Genomic DNA, 17,210 nt, shown 5'->3' on the forward strand with positions numbered 1-17,210 from the left:
TCAATCGACCCGCACGCCGTTCTTCACGCGGTAGGTAGGCTTGTACATGGTGACCAGTTCCTCCGCTGCCGTCGGGTGGACGGCCATGGTGCGGTCGAAATCATCCTTGGTGACGCCGGCCTTCAGCGGAATGCCGAGCAACTGCGCCATCTCGCCGGCGTCCGGCCCGAGGATGTGCGCGCCGAGCACTTTTCGCGTGGCGCCATCGACCACCAGCTTCGTCAGCATCTTTTCGTCGCGGCCCGACAGCGTGTGCCGCATCGGCCGGAATGTGGCGCGGTAGATTTCGATATCGGAGTAGCGCTTGACGGCATCGTCCTCGGACAGCCCGACGGTGCCGATCTCCGGCTGTGAGAAGACGGCGGTCGGAATGGTGTCGTGGTCGGGCGCGGTCGGATTGCCCTTGAATGCGGTCTCGATGAAGCACATGGCTTCGTGGATCGCCACAGGCGTCAACTGCACGCGGTTGGTGACGTCGCCGATCGCCCAGATGTTGTCGATGTTGGTGCGGGAATACTGGTCGACAACGATGGCGCCGGTTATGCCGAGCTCGATACCGACGCCTTCCAGGCCCATATTCTCGGTGTTTGGGAGGCGGCCGATGGCGAGCATGACCTGGTCGATCGTCAGTACCTTGCCGCCGGTGACCAACGCATCCAGCCTGCCGTCCGGCCGTTTGCGGACCCATTCCGACACGGCGTGGCAGAGGATCTTGATCCCCTTCTTTTCCATGGTTTCGTGCAGCATGTGCCGCAGGTCCATGTCGAAGCGTGACAGTATCTCCTTGCCGCGATAGACCAGCGTGGTGTCGACGCCCAAGCCATGGAAGATATTGGCGAATTCGACGGCGATGTAGCCTCCGCCCTCGATCATGATCGCCTTCGGCAGTTGCTTGAGGTCGAAAACCTCATTGGAAAAGATGCAATGCTCGTGACCGGGCAGCGCCGGGTGCGGCGCCGGCCGGCCGCCGGTGGCGATCAGGATCTGGTCGGCGGTGACGGTGCGGTCATCGCCCAGGAGATGCACGACATGCGGGTCGACCAGCATGGCGCGCGAGTGGAACGTCTCGCCGCCGGCGCCTTTCACGTTCTTTTCGTAGATCGCTTCCAGACGGGCAATCTCGCGGTCCTTGTTGGCGACCAGCGTCGGCCAGTCGAAGCTCGCCTCCGGCACCGTCCAGCCATAGCCGGCGGCGTCGGCAAAATGCTCGGGAAATTGCGAGGCATAGACATAGAGTTTTTTCGGCACGCAGCCACGGATGACGCAGGTGCCGCCATAGCGGTATTCCTCCGCGATGCCGACACGCTTGCCGAGCGCTGCCGCCACGCGCGCCGCTCTCACCCCGCCGGAGCCGCCGCCGATGACGAAGAGATCGTAGTCGTAACCGGCCATGCTGCTGTTCCTTGCCTCAGGAAATGTTTGCGACAGGTAGGCCGCATGAAGCCAAAAGAAAAGCCCGGTTTCCACCGAGCTTTCTGGTCCAGCGGCAAGGATGCCGGTGGCGAAATCAGACGTCTTAGTTCTTCGGCGCTTCCGGCTGGTCACCGTCTGCGGGCGCATCGCCGTCGGCAGGTGCAGCGCCATCGGCGGGGGCAGTTGCGTTATCCGGCGCAGGCGCGGCCGGAGCAGCGGCCTTCGCGGCTGCTGCCAGCGTTTCGCCGACCTGCTGGGCGAGATCGCGCGCCAGGCCGTTCTGCCAGATGTCGGCGGCCTTGACCAGTTCGCGCGTCACGTTGGGGCCGTTGTCGAGCAGCTTCTTGCCGGCATCGGAATTGTAGAAGGCGGCGATGTCGGTGAGATCCTTCTCGGAGAACACCTTGGCATAGGCGAGCGCTGCTTCCTTCTCCAGATCGGCACGGCGCGAGGCCAGCGCCAGTGCCTTCTCGCTGACGGTCTTGCCGATCAGCTCCTGCATATCAGGGTTCTTCTGGATGAGCTGCTGCTCGAGCGAGGCCGCTGCTTGCGGCAGGATGTTGTCGAACGAGTCGGTCGCGTGGATTGCCGTGACCGCCGCCCGTGCCGCCTTCAGATGCGATTCCGTGATCTCCTGCGAGAACGCCGGGGAAGAGAAGGCGAAAACGGCCGAAGCCGCCAGAACGGCGCAAAGATTGCGAACCCGGTTATGCAACATCATGATCGGTAGAACTCCCTGGTTTTCGGGCGGCATGGACTGTTTGGATGCCGTCGCCGCCGGCGATGATGGCCGCTGACGCCAGCCCGATGAAAAGACCATGCTCGACCACACCAGGAATGGCATGGAGAGCATTAGAAAGCGCTCTTGTATCCGGAATGCGGCCAAAAGATGCATCGAGGATAAAATGGCCGCCGTCTGTAACAAAAGGCTGGCCCCCCGTCATCCTCAATGTAACCGGGCCGGAAAGGCCGAGACTTTTGGCCGCTGCCGCGACCGCGATTTCGGTCGCGCACAGGCCGAATTGGTTGACTTCGATCGGCAAGGGAAACCGGCCAAGGGTGTCGACCATCTTCGAGCGATCGGCAATGACGATCATGCGCTGAGATGCCGCCGCGACGATCTTCTCGCGCAGCAGCGCGCCGCCGCCGCCCTTGATCAGTGTCAGCGCCGCGTCGATCTCGTCGGCGCCGTCGACGGTAAGGTCGAGCTCGGGCGTTTCCTCAAGCGTCGACAGCGGCACGCCAAGTTCGCGGCAAAGGGCTGCAGTGCGCTCCGACGTCGGCACGCCGATGACGGTCAAGCCCGCGGCGATCTTTTCGGCCAGCAGCCGCACGAATTCGTCGGCCGTCGTCCCGGTGCCGATGCCGATGCGCATGCCGTCGCTGACATGGGCAAGGGCTGCCCGCGCGGCCTCGACTTTCAACTGCCTCGCATCCATGCTCGCCCCAGGGGTTTGGCTTGGTTCTGATTTTTCTGGATGCGCGCTCCTAGCACTTTTGCCCGCAGGGTCAAAGACTTTGGCTCGCACCGGCTTGCCTGAAAGAAGCGCAGCCGCTATCGCCTGCCTGCAATGCATCAGCCACAGGACAGGCCATGACCCAACCGATCATCGTGTTCGACCTCGACGGGACGCTGATCGACACGGCGCCGGATCTGCTCGACAGCCTCAACCACAGCCTTGCCGCCAGCGAGCTTGCCGCTGTCGACGAGGCCGGCTTCCGGCGTTTTGTCGGCCAGGGCGGACGGGTGATGATCGAGCGCGCGCATACCGCGCAGCAGAAATCGCTGGCGGTGGAGGAGCACGACAGGCTGCTGAAGGTGTTCCTCGACCACTACACACTCAACATCCCCGGCAAGTCGCGCCCCTACCCCGGTGTCGTCGAAGCCATCGCCCGCTTCGAGAAGGCCGGCTATCTGCTCGCCATCTGCACCAACAAATATGAGGCGAATTCGAAAGCGCTGATCGAGGCGCTCGGCCTGACAAAGCATTTCGCCGCGATCGCCGGCCAGGACACGTTCGCCTTCCGCAAGCCCGACCCGCGCCATCTGACCGAGACCATCCGGCTCGCCGGCGGCGATCCGCATCATGCGCTGATGGTCGGCGATTCGCAGACCGACATCGACACCGCCAAGGCAGCCGGCATTCCGGTGGTCGCCGTCGATTTCGGCTACACCGACCGCCATGTCAGAGAATTCGAGCCGTCGGCGGTGATTTCGCATTTCGACGCGCTGACGCTCGACCTGGCGGAACGGCTGATTGCAGCTGCGGCCGGCTGAGCGAAACGGGCGATTGCGCGGCAGCGCCTGCCCTCGCCTATTTCAGGCACAGAAGGCCGGCGCATCGCCTTGACTTCACAACCCTGCCTCCCTTATATCGCGGCTCGCTTGGCCTTCGGGCAACGAGCGGGCGATTAGCTCAGCGGGAGAGCACACCCTTCACACGGGTGGGGTCGCAGGTTCAATCCCTGCATCGCCCACCATTTTCTTTCCCTGAACAGCGCACTCCAAGCCAGCACTCCTAGCAGCTGCAACTCGCCCCTTCCCCACCAAAATTCTTCTGCGCGAAGTTCAAGGCGCTTGAGTAGCTCGTGTAGCTCTGGAACTGGCAGACATCGGAGCCGTTGCGCACCTTCATCTGCTCGAGATCCCAGAACGAAACCTCGATGTGATCGTTGGCGCAATAGACCGTGTATTTTTCAGGCTCCAGCGCGTTGGCTTTCTGCAGCGGCATGGAGACGGCTGGAATGCAAAGCGCGGAAAGTGCAAGCATGACGGCGTGACGCGTGCGCATGTAAAAACCTCTGGAGTGAGAACAGCCCGTATTTGTCGCGACGATAGTGAGCGGCGCATCGCGGCTTTTTTACGCGCCCTTGTCTTCGCCCCGCTCGGGCCTTCAGTGTTTCTATATGCTGGTCCATATCTCCAATGTGTTGGCCTTGATGATCGGCACCGCACGGGCTGTCATCAGTCGGCCAGCGGCAACCGTGAGGTCGGCGGCCAGCAGTTCGGCGGCGCCACGGTCGGCGTCGTTGTAGGGGTTGTAGCGAACTTCGTTCTTGCCGGCGGCAGCGGCGACACGTTCTTCGCCAGGGTTTGGAATGCCCCAGCCCAAGGCCCGCATTTTTGCGGAAAGCGCCCCGGCGTCCTCGCGCGCCATGCCGGCGAACTGGACGTAAACCGTCTGTGGGCTCTGCTGGATACGCAGCCGGTCCTTCAGCGTGTTGAGTGCGTTGCGATCCTGCTCACCGATAACAGTCTGGCCGTCGGCTGCCGAAAGGGCGAGATCGGCAACCGCCCGGCGCGCGCCGGCAAACACAGCCAGCCAGTCCGGGCGTTCCCACAATTCAGGCGGTACCCCAAGCAGGGTCTCAAGCACGTTGCGGCGCCCCGCCGGTGTCAGCCCGCTTATGCTTTGCAGGCCGGCCATCTCGACGAGAGCAGCGACGATCTTCTGCCGTTCGACCACCGGAAGGTCTGCGTCTTCGAGGACGGCAATCAGGTCACCGCGCAGTGCATCATTTGCGCCGTCGAGCAGCTTGACGCGAGCCGCCAGTTCGTCGGCCGCGGTTCCATTGGGGCCGCGGTTCTTCAGTGAATCCGTCCATTCGATGAGAGGGTCGAAATTGAGGCTCGTGAGCCTTTCAAGCTCGGCAACCGGGAGCCGATACTGCTCGACGTTGAACGCCCCCGTAGCGTCGGCTGGAATGAAGAACGCATCGACCTCAAATTCCGGCTCCCTCACCTCTCCCTTCACGGCCGCCGACACCGAGGACACCGCGAGCTTCCAATAGGCATAAGGGACCGGCACGCCGTCGACCGGCTGGTCCGCGGGCCGGAAGACAGGACCACTGAAGATGGTCACCCGATTGGCGAGCGGATTGTGCTGCGAGCGAACCCAGTTTTCGAGCGGCACCCATCGGCTGCCGTAGAAAGTACGCGGCTGCGGCATCGTGTTTGGCAGGAAAGAGGCATACTGCGCCAGCTTGAGCGCCGCCGTTGCCGGATCGCCGGCGAACTCCGGACCCCAGGCGATGTCGCTGGCACTTGCAAATCGCGCCGCCAGCCAGGGCCGGTCCGCGCGAAAGTACCAGTTGGGACGAGGCTGGTAGTCGACCGACAATCGGCTGTCGGGTTTCAGTCTGCTGGCGGTGAATTGCAGCGGCAACCTCTGCGACCGATCCAGGTTGACGGCCGAATAGATGGCCATGCGATGAGTTCGGCCCATGACCAGCGAGTAGTTGATGTAATCAAGCGGCGGCGCCACGGCGTCGTTGGCCAGGTCGTCGGTTATCCTGGGCAAGCCGATCGTGGCCCCTATGAAATCGACCTTGTATCCCGAAAGAACGTTAGGCTGTTTGTCTATGTCTTTGCCAAGCAGCGGTTCAAGCGCGGCGCGCAGCGGCGCCGGCAATTGGTCGAGCGCGACCTCGCCGCTTTTGACCTGCCCGGCCAGCTCGACCAGCACCCCCTGTCGCAAATCGGGCGCCAACTTGTCCAGGGACACGCTGCCGAGTTTGAGCTGTTCGACCACAAGCAAGATCGCGGATCGCAAAGTGGCCTGCGTGGCTTGCTGCTCGGCCAGCGTCTTGGCGGCGTCTTCCGCCTTCTTCTCGGCAACGGCAAGTGCAGCCTCGGCTCGCTGGCGTGCGTCTTCCGTCTTTTCAAGGGCGGTGGAAAGCTTTCCATTGAGCTTTGCGACCTCACTGGCCGTCGTCTCGGCATCCTTGCGCGCGTCAACAGCGTCATTTCTCTGGACGTAGGCGAAATAGGTGGTTGCCCCAAGGATCGCGGCCAGGATGGCAAACAGCGCGATCAATATATTCTTGCTGCGATCGCGCTGCTTCTGGCTGTCGGTCTCCGCCTTGGCGCTCGCCTCGACGAACTCGGCGATGTCCGGCCCCTGCGGCAGCTCCGCCGCCTCCTTCAGCGCTTCGCCGCGCAGGAGATAGCCGGGATAGCCGGTGTTCTTCCATTGCCGCGCCTGGGCGGCCACGCGAATGCGAAAGCGCTCGGTCAGCTCGTCCGAACTCAGTTCGTCGTCCGATGCGAAGCCGTCGCCGGATTCGGCACCGTCTTTGGTCGCGACGGCCATTGATTCAGGAACGGCGATGGCGACCGTTCCTGAATCGTTGATTTCACGCGATGCCGATTCGGAGTCAACCGCGACGGCAATTGGCTCTGTTGTTTCGAGCCCACCGCCACCTGCGAAAGACGCGAGCCGCGCCGGGCTGACGTCGGCTGAGGTGATGCCCGGCCGCGTGACCAGTTCGGCGGACCAATAATCGAGTATGCGCTGCGCCGCGCGCCGGTCGGATTCCCGCGCGATGGTGCTGCCGGCGCGCCGTGCCTTGGCCAGGAAGTCGCGGATGGCCTGCGCATCGGGGGCCGTGTTGTCGATGCTGGCTTCCGTCGTCTCGGCGCCGGCCTTGTCGCTGCGGCTCATCGATGGGTCGACGGCTTCATTGCTGCTGGCGATGCGCATCAGCTCGAGATGTGCGATCCGGATGTCGCTCAGCGAAATAAAGTCGGCCGGAGTTTCGGTCTCCGTGCCTGTCGCAAGTTCATCGCTCATGGCCCCAGGTCCTCAATGATCTTATGCAAAGGCGTGCTGACGCGGACGATCGAGGCGCATTCCGTTTTCAGCGCCAGATCGACCTGGACGAAGCGTTGCTGGGCCTCGTCCCGATAGGCTTCGAAGGCAAGAATGAAGGCGGTATCGACGGTCTCGCGCGATAGCTGGTCGTTGACGTCGGTGGAGTAGTCGACGAGCGTCGTTCGCCAGGCGCCATTGGGATCGAGATCGGCAAGAACCTTGACCTTCACTTCCAGGTTTCGCCACAGCGGCGAAAACTGGAACGGCAGCGACTTGTCCGCCGCGGCGCCCTCTTCTATCGGCTCGATCATGTCGGTGAGGCTGGCCAGCTTGTTGTCGACGTCCTGCCAGAGCTTATGCTCGACGACGCGCGCATAGATGGTCGACGACAGCACCATGATCGCATCATGCGCAGCCTTTATCAAAGGAACATCCGGGGCACCTGCTGGAAGCTTGCCGGCTATCGTGTCGAGACCGGTGGCAAGAAGCCCGAACGGCAGATTCTTCGCGGTAACGAAAATCTGCTGGTTGAGCCGCGAAGGCACGACGCGCAGCACGGTGCGCACGTCAAACAGCGCGTCGTAGGCGTCCGGAGACTTGTTATCGATGGCAGCCTGCAACTTGATCGCAGCCGCCTTGAGGTCGTCGAGCCAGGCCTGCTCGATATCGTGAAGCGCCGGCCCCGCCGGCAGCTCCATGACCGACTCTCCGATCGAGACACAGAAGAGCTTCAATATTTTGAGGAAATTGCGCAGGACGCGGACCTGTTCCAGGTCGGCCCCCATGTCGCGGGCGGCGACCAGCAAGGTCTGGAAGCTGCCGATGCCATATTGGAAGCTCTGCAGGTGGTCATGCAGGTCCTTGTAGGTCTTGAGGACATCGATCTGGCTGGCGACGGTGGTGAGGCCATCGCCAGCGGCGAGTTGCGCCTGAATGTCCTTGGGCTGCTGGTTGACGGCGTTGAAGCCTGCGAGCGCGGTGTTGACCCGATCGTCGGTGGTCAGGCCAGGCAGTTCGGGCGTCGGTTTCTCGCCCGCGGCAAGTTCATCCAGATAGGCTTTGCATATTGCGGCGCATTGCGGATTTTGCCGAACGACAGTGTTCATCAGCGGCTGCGACAGCTTCTTGGTCAAGGCATAGTCGAGGATGTTGAACCAGACTGTGAGCGCCGCGCCCTGGAGGTTGATGGCGCCAGCGACGATCCCAGCGTCCTTGGTTACCTGCAACCAATCGGGAGGCAATGGGTAGAGATCAGCCAGTTGAAGCCTGAGGTCGAAATAGGCGCTGATCTCTGAACTCCCTGGTGTTTGGTGTGTGGCGTTATAAACCGTCACATCCGAAAAAATTTACATGCCGTAGTCCCAAATCGCCGCGCATCGAGCTGCGCCATCGGTCTGCATAGCTCACCATCTACACAGGCTTGGCCGCGAGGTCTTGGATGATGGTGTCGATCGCAATGCCTTCGTTGCGATAATATGTGCTTTTGGTAGGCGCGTTGGGCTCGGTGAGCCAGCCTCCGCTGTGATGCAGCGCAATCAGGTTCCAGTCGGTGTCGAAGACCGGCGAGCCCGACGAACCCGGCAGTGTGTCGGTGAGATACTGGACGCGGCCGCCGCCGACGAAGGCCACGACATTGGCGACGAACGAAATCTGTTTCTGCGCACCGCCGGGATGCTGGATGATGTTGACATGGTCGCCGGCCTTGACGGTCATGGGTTTCAATTCCAACTCGCCCCATTTGGAGGCATCGCGCTTGATGCGGACGGCGGACCAATCATTGTCCTTGGAGGTACGAAGAGGCACGGCGGTGTCGATGTCGAACTGATCGAGCGGCGCGTCGAGCCCGGCAACGGTGCGCTGATAGTTGAACTGGACCACCGTGCCGGCCAATGAGGCATCGTCAGGCAACACATGGTTGTTGGTGATCAGGATCCCGCCGGTGGTCATGAAGCCGGTGCCGGAGCTGCCATCCGCACGCTTGATGCGCACCACCGATCTTGCCCTGACAAGGCCGAGTTCGAGATAGCTGATCGGCACCAGCGTGCTCTTGTCGCCAAGGATTTTTTCGAGCTGGGCCGGCGCCGTCGCGCCGCTCCAATTGGCGGTCGCGGGGCCTTCGACCGGCGGCGGCGGGGCGTGCTGCTTTGCCTGCAGCAGTGCCTGGTCGCCGGGATTCTCTTCGAGTGCAAAGGCGACGAGGTCGTCGGCCCTGGTCTCCTGCTTTGCGCGCTGGACAATCGCAAACCAGTTGTTGATCGCCTTGTTGTCAAAGGCGATCTGGGCCGTCGAAAGACCGACACCTTTGGCAACACGCACGCCGTCGCCGATCATCGGGTAGAGGTTGGCGAGGATGCGGTTGAGACTGTTCAGTTCGGATTGCGTCCATTCGGTCATGGGATTCCCTCCGACCCTAAGCCTTCTTCTTCCGCTTGCGTGATCCCGCCCGCATCGCAATTTCGGTGCCGCGAACCGTTTCGTACTGGTCGGCGTCGATCAGCGACTGGTCGAAGCTGACGCCGGTCATTTCGGAGATTTCGGTCAGCGGGTACATGGCGCCGATGAATTCTTCGGAGACGGCAAACTCAAGCTGCGTGTCCGACAGATCCTGTTCGAGCACGAAGCCATAACTGGCGATGCCGTCACTGACGCGGGCGACCACCACCTTCCAGAAGCGGCGCGGCACTAGCGCGCGAAGACTGGTGCCTTTGGGACCCTTGCCGGCAAAGGTCCGGTCGTCTTCGGCGAGGACCGGCCCGGCGAAGACGCAAAGCCGCTCGCTCGCCGCCTCCGACAGGACGTGGTTCTCAAGATCGCCCCAGTTCTTCTCGCCGCTGTCGGAGCGGTTGTAGCCTTCGACCTGGGGCGAGCAGTTGGTGACATGGAAGGAGCAGACATTGCCCCTGAGCAGCAGCTCGAAGGTGCTGCCCCAGGCCACGTCATCGCGCCTGACGATATGGCCCTTGTCGAAGGCGCCCTGATCCTGGGTGTAGAAGACGTCGGGGATCTGGTACTTGTCGTCGAGCCGCAGATCCGGGAACCAGCGCTCGCTGAACAGGCCGCCGCGCGAATAGTTGCGGCCCTTTTCCGGCTCGCGCAGGTTGCTCTCCTCGGTGACGTTGGAGGCGGTGAACAGCGCCAGCCGCCGCTTGGCGTGCATCTTGAGCGAAAAATTCTGGTAGTCCAGCCGCGTGCCCCCGTCCCTAAGTGGCGCCAGCACGGAGAGGTCGGTGGCCTCAGGCATGGGCACAATGACCGGTGCGAGTTTAGTGCCGCCAGAGAGAAATTTCTCGTCGTAGCCCTTATAGCCGGCATAGTCCGCGACCGTTTTGGGAACGAATGCGCCGCCTGGAGGGGTCGGCTTGGCCGCTTCGAGTTCGACCGATTCCGTGACCGCTTCATGGGCAGGCGTTGCGCCGAGCGAGACGGTGATGCGCAACGGCACTTCGAAGGTGACGCTGCCGCCCGGCGAAACGACGACGCCTCCGGATGAAGGCGTCTGGGTGGCGACGCCCGGGATCTGCTTGACGCCGCCGACTTCAACCAGGTTTACGCCCTCGGCCGGCGACCCACTGTCCGCCTTGTTCCACCATGCGCCCCAATCGTTGGGGCCGCCGCTGGCGGCGCCGGCGAAATTGAGGCCGAGGTCGACGACACGCTGGTCCTTGGCGAGCGCGCCGGTGGGCACGGCGTAGTTGCGCTCGAGATAGCGGCCGGCGAAATGCAGCGCCACGACCTCGCCGGTGGCGAGGTTGATCATGGCGGTGCCGGAGTTGCCGCCAGTGGTCGAGCAATCATGTGTCGCCGCGCTGACGATCTTGCCGAAACTCTCCGTATCGAAGCCGCCCTGCAGCATGCCCGGTTGCAGGCGCTTGACCTGGAAACGATTGCGCATGAGCTCGTTCTGGACATCGACCGCGTTGCGATTGTCGAACGCGGGATAGCCGATGGCGACGACTTCCTGGCGCAGCATATCGCGCGCGTCGGCGACCGCGAGCGACAGCGGCGTGATGTTGTCGGGCAGGCCTTCGACTTCGAGGATCGCCATGTCCCAATAGGGATGGATCATCCGGACATTGCGGATCTTGAAGACGTTTCCCGCCGCCGAATCGCGCTTGAAGTCGATGCCGGCGGCGCGGCCGTTGATGAATTGCAGATTGCGGTCGCCAAGGCCGTCCGCAAATATCTGCGCCACATGACGATTGGTCATCAACAGGTTGCGGCCGACGACGAAGCCCGTGCCGCCGTAAGGGATATTGGTGTTCCACAACAGTTCGATACGCCCGATCGCCGGCAGGGCGGCTTCGATGCGCTGCTTCGATGCGGCCTCGCTGGTAAGCTTCGTCCACAGCGAATGGCCAGGTGTCGGAGCGCCGTCGAAAGTCAGCGTCGTAAAGGTGCCATCCTTGATGTCATAGACCGGTCGCAACTCCGGGATGATTATGGCTTCCAGATCGGAAAGCTGCTCGGGCGCGACTTCGGCGCCCCGCGCGAGGCTCTCCATGCCAGCGCGCGCCGATTCAAACGCCGCCTCCGCCTTGCCGGCTTCCGCAGGCGCAAGGGATTCCAGAGCGCCGCCTGCCATCGTCTCCACGTTGCCGAGGACCGATTCAGTCCCCTCGCCCCCGGTGACGAGATCGAGATATTGACGGATTCGCTGCTCTCTGCTGACCGGCATAGTCGCCCCCAAAGGTTCTGTCCAAGTAAAGAACTGTATTGCCCCATTTTAGACTGGTGCAATTCTGACCGGCAGGCAAGGAAACAAATCAACTCGCGTCGAAGATGACCGGAGCGCAACGTCGGCATGTCTGTTTGCCCGCAGTCGCTCGCGCGATGTATGACGCTCGCATTATTTCAGCGATGCCGTATGTGATCTCCGTCACAGACGCTCACGCTGTTTGCGCCCAGCTATCGCAACAGGCGGAAAGGCCATTGCGGCCGCTCGGTTTTACAGAAATTTTATCACCTAACCATTTTAATCAGTTGGCGCCTGCACGCGCGGCTCCTCCCGCCGCGCGTGCAGACGGCTTTCCGCCCGGCACGAGCCAGGCACTGGGCGCGACCACTGCCTTTAGACTAGAAGGCGTAATCGCAAGGGATGAACGCCGGCCTTTGACGCGGTGCACTCTTGCCTTAGACTTCGGCCCTTAAACTTCGCCGATTGCGGCAATTGGGAATTTGGAACATGGCTTTTGGCGGCCCCAACGACAGAAACGATCTGCCGCGGCTGGCACGCATCGATCCAAAGCTGTTCGATATCCTGTTCAGCGGCTGCAAGGCCGAGCGCTACGCCGCCGGCCAGCATCTGTTCGTTCAGGAAGATGCCGCCGACCGGATCTACGGGGTCATGAGCGGCACGGTGGAAATCTCGATCTATTCGCCCGGCGGGCAGAAGCTGGTGGCCAATATCGAGCTGTCGCGCAGCCTCGTCGGCGAGATCGGCGCGCTTGACGGGCGGCCACGCACCGCCACCGCCATCTGCCTGACCGCTTGCGAGCTGGTTTCGCTCAGCAGGACACAACTATTTGATCGCATTGAGAAAAATCCACCGCTGGCACGCGCGATGATCGAACTTCTGTGCGCCCGGCTGCGCTGGGTCAGCGGCGAACTCGGCGACCAGGCCTTCTTCGGCATCGAGGCGAGGCTCGCCAAACGCCTGGTCTTCCTGGCCAAGGTGATGGCCGACAGCGCCGGCTGGATTCCGATCTCGCAATCGGAACTCGGAGAGTTCCTCGGCGCCACGCGCGAGTCCGTCAACAAGACGCTCAACGACTGGCGCAACCGCTCGTTCATTGCCATCAAACGCGGCGGCCTGCGCATTACCGACACCGGGGCGCTGCGCCATATCGCCGAATCGCAGGACGACGACTGACGCCGAATCAGAGCCGCGAAATCAGATATCGCAACGCCGAGCGGCTGGGCATGAAGAAATACCCACCCCCCTTGGTGGTGACGAATTGCGGCATGTCACGGAGCGTCGTGACCTTTTCCCATGACGGAATGGTGAACCTGCCATCGCCGCCGCGCGAACCAATCGTCGGGTCCTTTTCAGCGACGAGGCCCTGGAACGTGGCCGACGAAACCCAGGTCTGCTGAATGAATTCGTACTGGCGCTCTATGTCGGCGTTGAGGCACATGAACAGCAGCCCCTTTTCGACCTTGCCATTCTTGCCGTCCTGCTTCTCATAGGTGCGGCCGACCCGCAGGATACGATGGCGCTTGCCGATATTGATCTGCGTATCGCGGTCCTCACCCAGCGAGTCGCGTGGGTTGGAACGGCGAATGTGGGCACCAAGCGGGCAGCGATGGCCTTGCGGATCCTCGGCGCCAGCGGCGAAGTTGTTGTCGATGACGCGTCCCGGATGATCCGGGTTGCGCACCAGCGAGCTTCCGTTCTGCCAGCGGCCGAGCATCTTGGCGGCAATCCAGTCTTGCGTGATGGCTTGGTTGCCGAGTTGGCTCGCGACCAAGGCTGCAGCCTTTTTGCAGTAGTTGTTGAAGACGTCGACGTGCTGCTCGAACTGGCGAATAACGAGGAATGAACCGTTGCGCCCGAAATCGCGCGGCGGTGGCGGCAGGCCCGGAATCAGCCGGCTACGGCGCACCTGCGAAAGGATTCCGGTCCGATCGCGTGATGCGCTTACCGAGGGCGAGGCTGGATAGAACCCATGCTCATCACGATAGCCGAACAGGAACTCGCCGGGCGCGACCAGATGCATGGGCGCGGCGCCCCTGCTGGCGCGGGTCGTGCCCCGGACAATCGGCTGCGAAATCCCGTCCGCGAAACCGAAATGCTCGTAGGCTGGCCCACGTTCCGATCGATCGTCACGCTTTGCCCCGTCGGACGATTTCGTATTCGTGTCGGTCGGACCCCGGTTTACGGCGAGCGGCAGTTCGGCGACGACCTTCATGCCTGCACCGGTCGTCTTTCGTCTCACTGTGGCAATCTCGGTCTTCAACCGTCCCGGGTCTTCGGCATAGCAGACGATGACCAGGTCCACAGGGTTCTCCAACGACCCCCACTCCCATTCGTCCGGGCCGTCGCGGCCTCGGTCGTCCAGTATGCGCCCACGCTCGGGATTGCCCATGCCATGGCGAAAGGCGATCGGAAATGTTTCCAGTGGATCGCCCTCCACACCCTCGTCGAGCCCAAACTGCCGCAGGCCACCGGGACCAAAGGCGACTATCATAGCGCGCCCGGCGGGCCTGCCTTCGCCGAAACTCGTCTGCTCGACAACGAAATCGAGCCAGGCTCTGCGCTTGGGCGCCGGCAACTTGTCCGGCACCCGGATCGCAAGCATATGCGAATAAGCGAGCGGGCCGAGCGGGCCGAAGAAGATGGACTGGATCTCGCCGGTTTCCAGCTGCTGTTCGAGAGGCGCCGGAAAGGCAGAGCTGATATTGGCCAGCAGCGAAGTGGTCTTTTGAACGGTGGTTGTTTCGCTCGCCGGGCGCCGTAGCGAACCGAACAAGCTCAGCCAGTCGCGCGCCTCGTTGCCGACGGCGGAAGCAATGCCGCGCCTGACCCGGGAATTGATCCGGATGCGCTCTGTGTTGATTTGGGGATAGGCGGAGTACCAGAACAGGGTCGGCACCTGCTGGCGCCGCGCCCAGCGCTTGAAACGATCGCCGTCGCGCGCGCCGTCCAGGAACAGCCATCGTGTGCGTGGATAGCCCACGGTGTTGCTCCACACGCCGGTCAGGCCAGCGGACGCCTTGGCGATGAAGTCCTCAAGATAGCTTTCCCAGCTGCCGCCGTAGTTGGAGAAGAACATCAATCGGTTGGAGCCGGGCAGCAGTATCCAGCGGGCGAAATGGATGGTGTTGATTGTGTTGAGGAAGCCTGGCTTGAATACCTTCTGGGCAGCTATCGAGATCAGGTAGAAGGAAAACCTGAGCGCCAGCCGCCGCAGAATGCCGGCCTTCATCGTCGAAATCGCAGTCAGATGGTTTTGTGCCGCGTGGCCCTCCTTGACGAGTATCGCGTTCAATTCAGATATGCCGATCGATGTGCTTTCCGGCCGATCCCTGTCCTCGCGGCGTCGCAGCGCCAGCAAGCACGAAAACGCCAGCAGCGCCGCTGCCACCAACACTCCAAGTCCCGACAACAGAAGTGAGGTGATTGCTACGGCTATGGCGGTGAAGGAGATTTCCTGGGAACTGATGTCGATAGATCTGCCGAACACCACACCGTAGGTCATGTACCAGCAAGCAGCCCAGATGATCGCCACCGTGACGAAGACCGGCGGTACCAGCAACGTCGTCATCAGGGCACGGCCCCAATGACCCGGCGGCTTTTCCAGCAGGCTCTCGGCCGGCTCGAACGCCCAGGCAAACGTCCCTAATGACTGGACATGCTGGCGAACTTCAGCGAGCACGGCAGGAGCGTTGCCGGCGCCTTTGCGTGGCCGCTCGACGATGTCGCGCACGGCTTCGAAAAGCTGCTGCTCGGCCTTGATACGCTGGACCGAGTGCCCCGGCGTGCCCGAAAACACCAGTCCGGCATTGCTGCCGAAGGACGGCGATATGTCGACATTGTGCTTGCGCAGGAAATCGTTCAATGCGCCGCCATCGCGCAGATCGCAGACATCCTTGAAGATCGGCCGCAGCCGGTGCCCGATGGCGTGCGTGACCGCATCGATGACATCGTCGATGCTGCCGTCACCGGAAATCTCGAGAACCAGAGCTCCTTTTTCCTGACCGGAATCAGCGCCGATCTCGCCGGTGCCGACCACGGTCAGGCTGGTGAAGTGGACGGTGCCGGCAATGTCGAGCGCGGTGCGGATCTCTTCGACGGCCGGGTTGCCGAGGCTGGCAACCTTGTCGCGGACAGCATCCAGCGACGCGGACCGGGTGACCGGGCAGACCACCGTCACCATAGACTGCGTTACGGTGCGGCAGAGTTCTGCCCGTTCGAAATCGACCTTGAGGGTTTCGGGATAGGCGCCGATGCGGGTCATGCGCCCGGCCTTGCCGGGCATGCGGCGCACGCCCTGCTTCTGGAACAGGGCGCGCAGGCTTTCGCCGATCTGGATCCTGGCGATCTCGGCGCCGATGCACTGATGAATGCCGTGGCCGAACACCATGTAGTCGCGATGCGGGCGCGATGTGTCGAACTGGTCCGGGTTCTGCACGGCGTCGGCATCGAACATCGCCGACAGCGTCGCCGGCATCACCACCGTGCCGGCCTTCACCAGGCGCTCGCGGCGCGTACCCTTGCCGATGATCGCGTCGCGGGCCGTGTAGCGCCAGGGGCCGACCCAGATCGGCTTGAAGCGCATGGCTTCAAGGACGGCCCTGTCGAGCTTGGCGGTATCGTTTTCGGCCAATGCGGCATCGATAGCCTGCCGTGCGTCGGGCCGCGACAGGATCACGTCGAGGCAATTGCCGGCGGCCAACACATTGGTCGGGACGAAGCCGGCGATCATGCCCAGCATGATCGAATTGAGGTCGTCCCGCGACAGGCGGCCCTGATCCATCTGGACAACCAGCCTCGCCAGCGGTTGCTCGGCCTTCAAGCCCCGGTCCCTGGCCGACTGGATGGAGCGATCGATGACTTTGAGAAGACGGTCGCCCGCCACCACTGCGAGTTCGCGCATGACGGGGCTCGCCGTCGGGTCCGAAAAGAACAGCGCACTCAGCGCGATCGCCCAGTCGGCGAATTCGGATTCATCGTCGATCTCGACGCCGAAATAATCTCGACAGATGTGCACCGGGACGATCTTCATCAACCTGGAGATCGCATCGAAGCCGGGGCTAGCGCGCGTCATGATCTCTTGCGAATGACGCGCCGCGATCGGCCTGACGGCGGCTTCGACCTCGGCCGGCGGGAATGCACTCAGCACCGACGATTTCATGCGCCGGTAGTCGGCGCCGTCCTGCATGCCGAGGATGAAGTTGGATCCCCGGGCAAGCTCGGTCATTTCCGGGCCGTATGGGGTCTGGAATTCGTCGCCGCGCTCCAATATGTCGCGGACATCGGCGTTCTTGGTGACCACGAGAACACCGAAGAGCTTGCCGGTCGGCCGGAAACGCCGCAACAAGGAAAGCGCCCAGCGGGGGTCTTCGGCCAGAGACCCGACGATGCGCGCAATCAGCCCTGTCTTCCGGATCCGGCCGAGATCGAAGGGCGGCATTTCCGACAGCGGGCGCTGGTTTTTCTGGGCCGCGCGAATAGCGTCGAAATACTTCAGTTCGGTCATGCGC

At 62.6% G+C, this 17,210-nt stretch carries 11 protein-coding genes and 1 tRNA gene; 3 read left to right on the forward strand and 9 right to left on the reverse strand.

The features are described from left to right. The 3 genes from gor to rpiA form a co-directional block, all read right to left on the reverse strand. Positions 1 to 1,392, reverse strand: coding sequence for a glutathione-disulfide reductase (gene gor, locus NKI31_RS14335; protein ID WP_023691326.1), 1,392 nt, complete (start codon positions 1,390 to 1,392; stop codon positions 1 to 3). A 124-nt stretch (positions 1,393 to 1,516) separates the two neighbouring features. Continuing rightward, entirely contained in the window at positions 1,517 to 2,134 is a 618-nt protein-coding gene (locus NKI31_RS14340; protein ID WP_023668979.1) for a DUF2059 domain-containing protein, read from the reverse strand. Beyond that, the gene (gene rpiA / locus NKI31_RS14345; protein ID WP_023668980.1) at positions 2,121 to 2,852 is read right to left on the reverse strand and encodes a ribose-5-phosphate isomerase RpiA; all 732 of its coding nucleotides are present in this window, start codon (positions 2,850 to 2,852) and stop codon (positions 2,121 to 2,123) included. Before rpiA ends, NKI31_RS14340 begins: the two co-directional genes overlap by 14 nt. A gap of 155 nt (positions 2,853 to 3,007) precedes the next feature. Between rpiA and NKI31_RS14350 the strand changes: the two genes are divergently transcribed. Then, positions 3,008 to 3,691, forward strand: a complete 684-nt coding sequence (locus tag NKI31_RS14350; RefSeq protein WP_023691328.1) for a phosphoglycolate phosphatase — start codon at positions 3,008 to 3,010, stop codon at positions 3,689 to 3,691. Positions 3,692 to 3,819: 128 nt separating this feature from the next. Next, positions 3,820 to 3,894: transfer RNA gene (locus tag NKI31_RS14355), tRNA-Val, on the forward strand. Between the two features lie 38 nt (positions 3,895 to 3,932). Here NKI31_RS14355 and NKI31_RS14360 read toward each other — a convergent pair. The 5 genes from NKI31_RS14360 to NKI31_RS14380 form a co-directional block, all read right to left on the reverse strand. After that, positions 3,933 to 4,205: a hypothetical protein gene (locus NKI31_RS14360; protein ID WP_023696133.1), complete on the reverse strand. Its 273-nt coding sequence runs from the start codon at positions 4,203 to 4,205 to the stop codon at positions 3,933 to 3,935. Between the two features lie 111 nt (positions 4,206 to 4,316). After that, on the reverse strand, positions 4,317 to 6,986 hold the full coding sequence (locus NKI31_RS14365; RefSeq protein WP_352651885.1) for a DNA/RNA non-specific endonuclease: 2,670 nt from the start codon (positions 6,984 to 6,986) through the stop codon (positions 4,317 to 4,319). Continuing rightward, the gene (locus NKI31_RS14370) at positions 6,983 to 8,248 is read right to left on the reverse strand and encodes a hypothetical protein (RefSeq protein WP_156940988.1); all 1,266 of its coding nucleotides are present in this window, start codon (positions 8,246 to 8,248) and stop codon (positions 6,983 to 6,985) included. Before NKI31_RS14370 ends, NKI31_RS14365 begins: the two co-directional genes overlap by 4 nt. 169 nt (positions 8,249 to 8,417) lie before the next feature. Beyond that, positions 8,418 to 9,401, reverse strand: coding sequence for a trypsin-like peptidase domain-containing protein (locus NKI31_RS14375; protein WP_352651886.1), 984 nt, complete (start codon positions 9,399 to 9,401; stop codon positions 8,418 to 8,420). 16 nt (positions 9,402 to 9,417) lie between these two features. Next, complete coding sequence (locus tag NKI31_RS14380; protein WP_352651887.1) at positions 9,418 to 11,682, reverse strand: DNA/RNA non-specific endonuclease; 2,265 nt, start codon at positions 11,680 to 11,682, stop codon at positions 9,418 to 9,420. A gap of 507 nt (positions 11,683 to 12,189) precedes the next feature. Here NKI31_RS14380 and NKI31_RS14385 point away from each other — a divergent pair. Next, positions 12,190 to 12,876 carry a Crp/Fnr family transcriptional regulator gene (locus tag NKI31_RS14385; protein ID WP_352651888.1) on the forward strand — a complete coding sequence of 229 codons (687 nt, stop codon included), beginning with the start codon at positions 12,190 to 12,192 and terminating at the stop codon, positions 12,874 to 12,876. Positions 12,877 to 12,883: 7 nt separating this feature from the next. Here the strand turns inward: NKI31_RS14385 and NKI31_RS14390 are convergent, their stop codons facing one another. Further along, positions 12,884 to 17,206: a cytochrome P450 gene (locus tag NKI31_RS14390; RefSeq protein WP_352651889.1), complete on the reverse strand. Its 4,323-nt coding sequence runs from the start codon at positions 17,204 to 17,206 to the stop codon at positions 12,884 to 12,886. Positions 17,207 to 17,210 lie beyond the last annotated feature (4 nt).

This window comes from Mesorhizobium sp. M0659, assembly GCF_040320605.1.
Classification (GTDB): domain Bacteria; phylum Pseudomonadota; class Alphaproteobacteria; order Rhizobiales; family Rhizobiaceae; genus Mesorhizobium.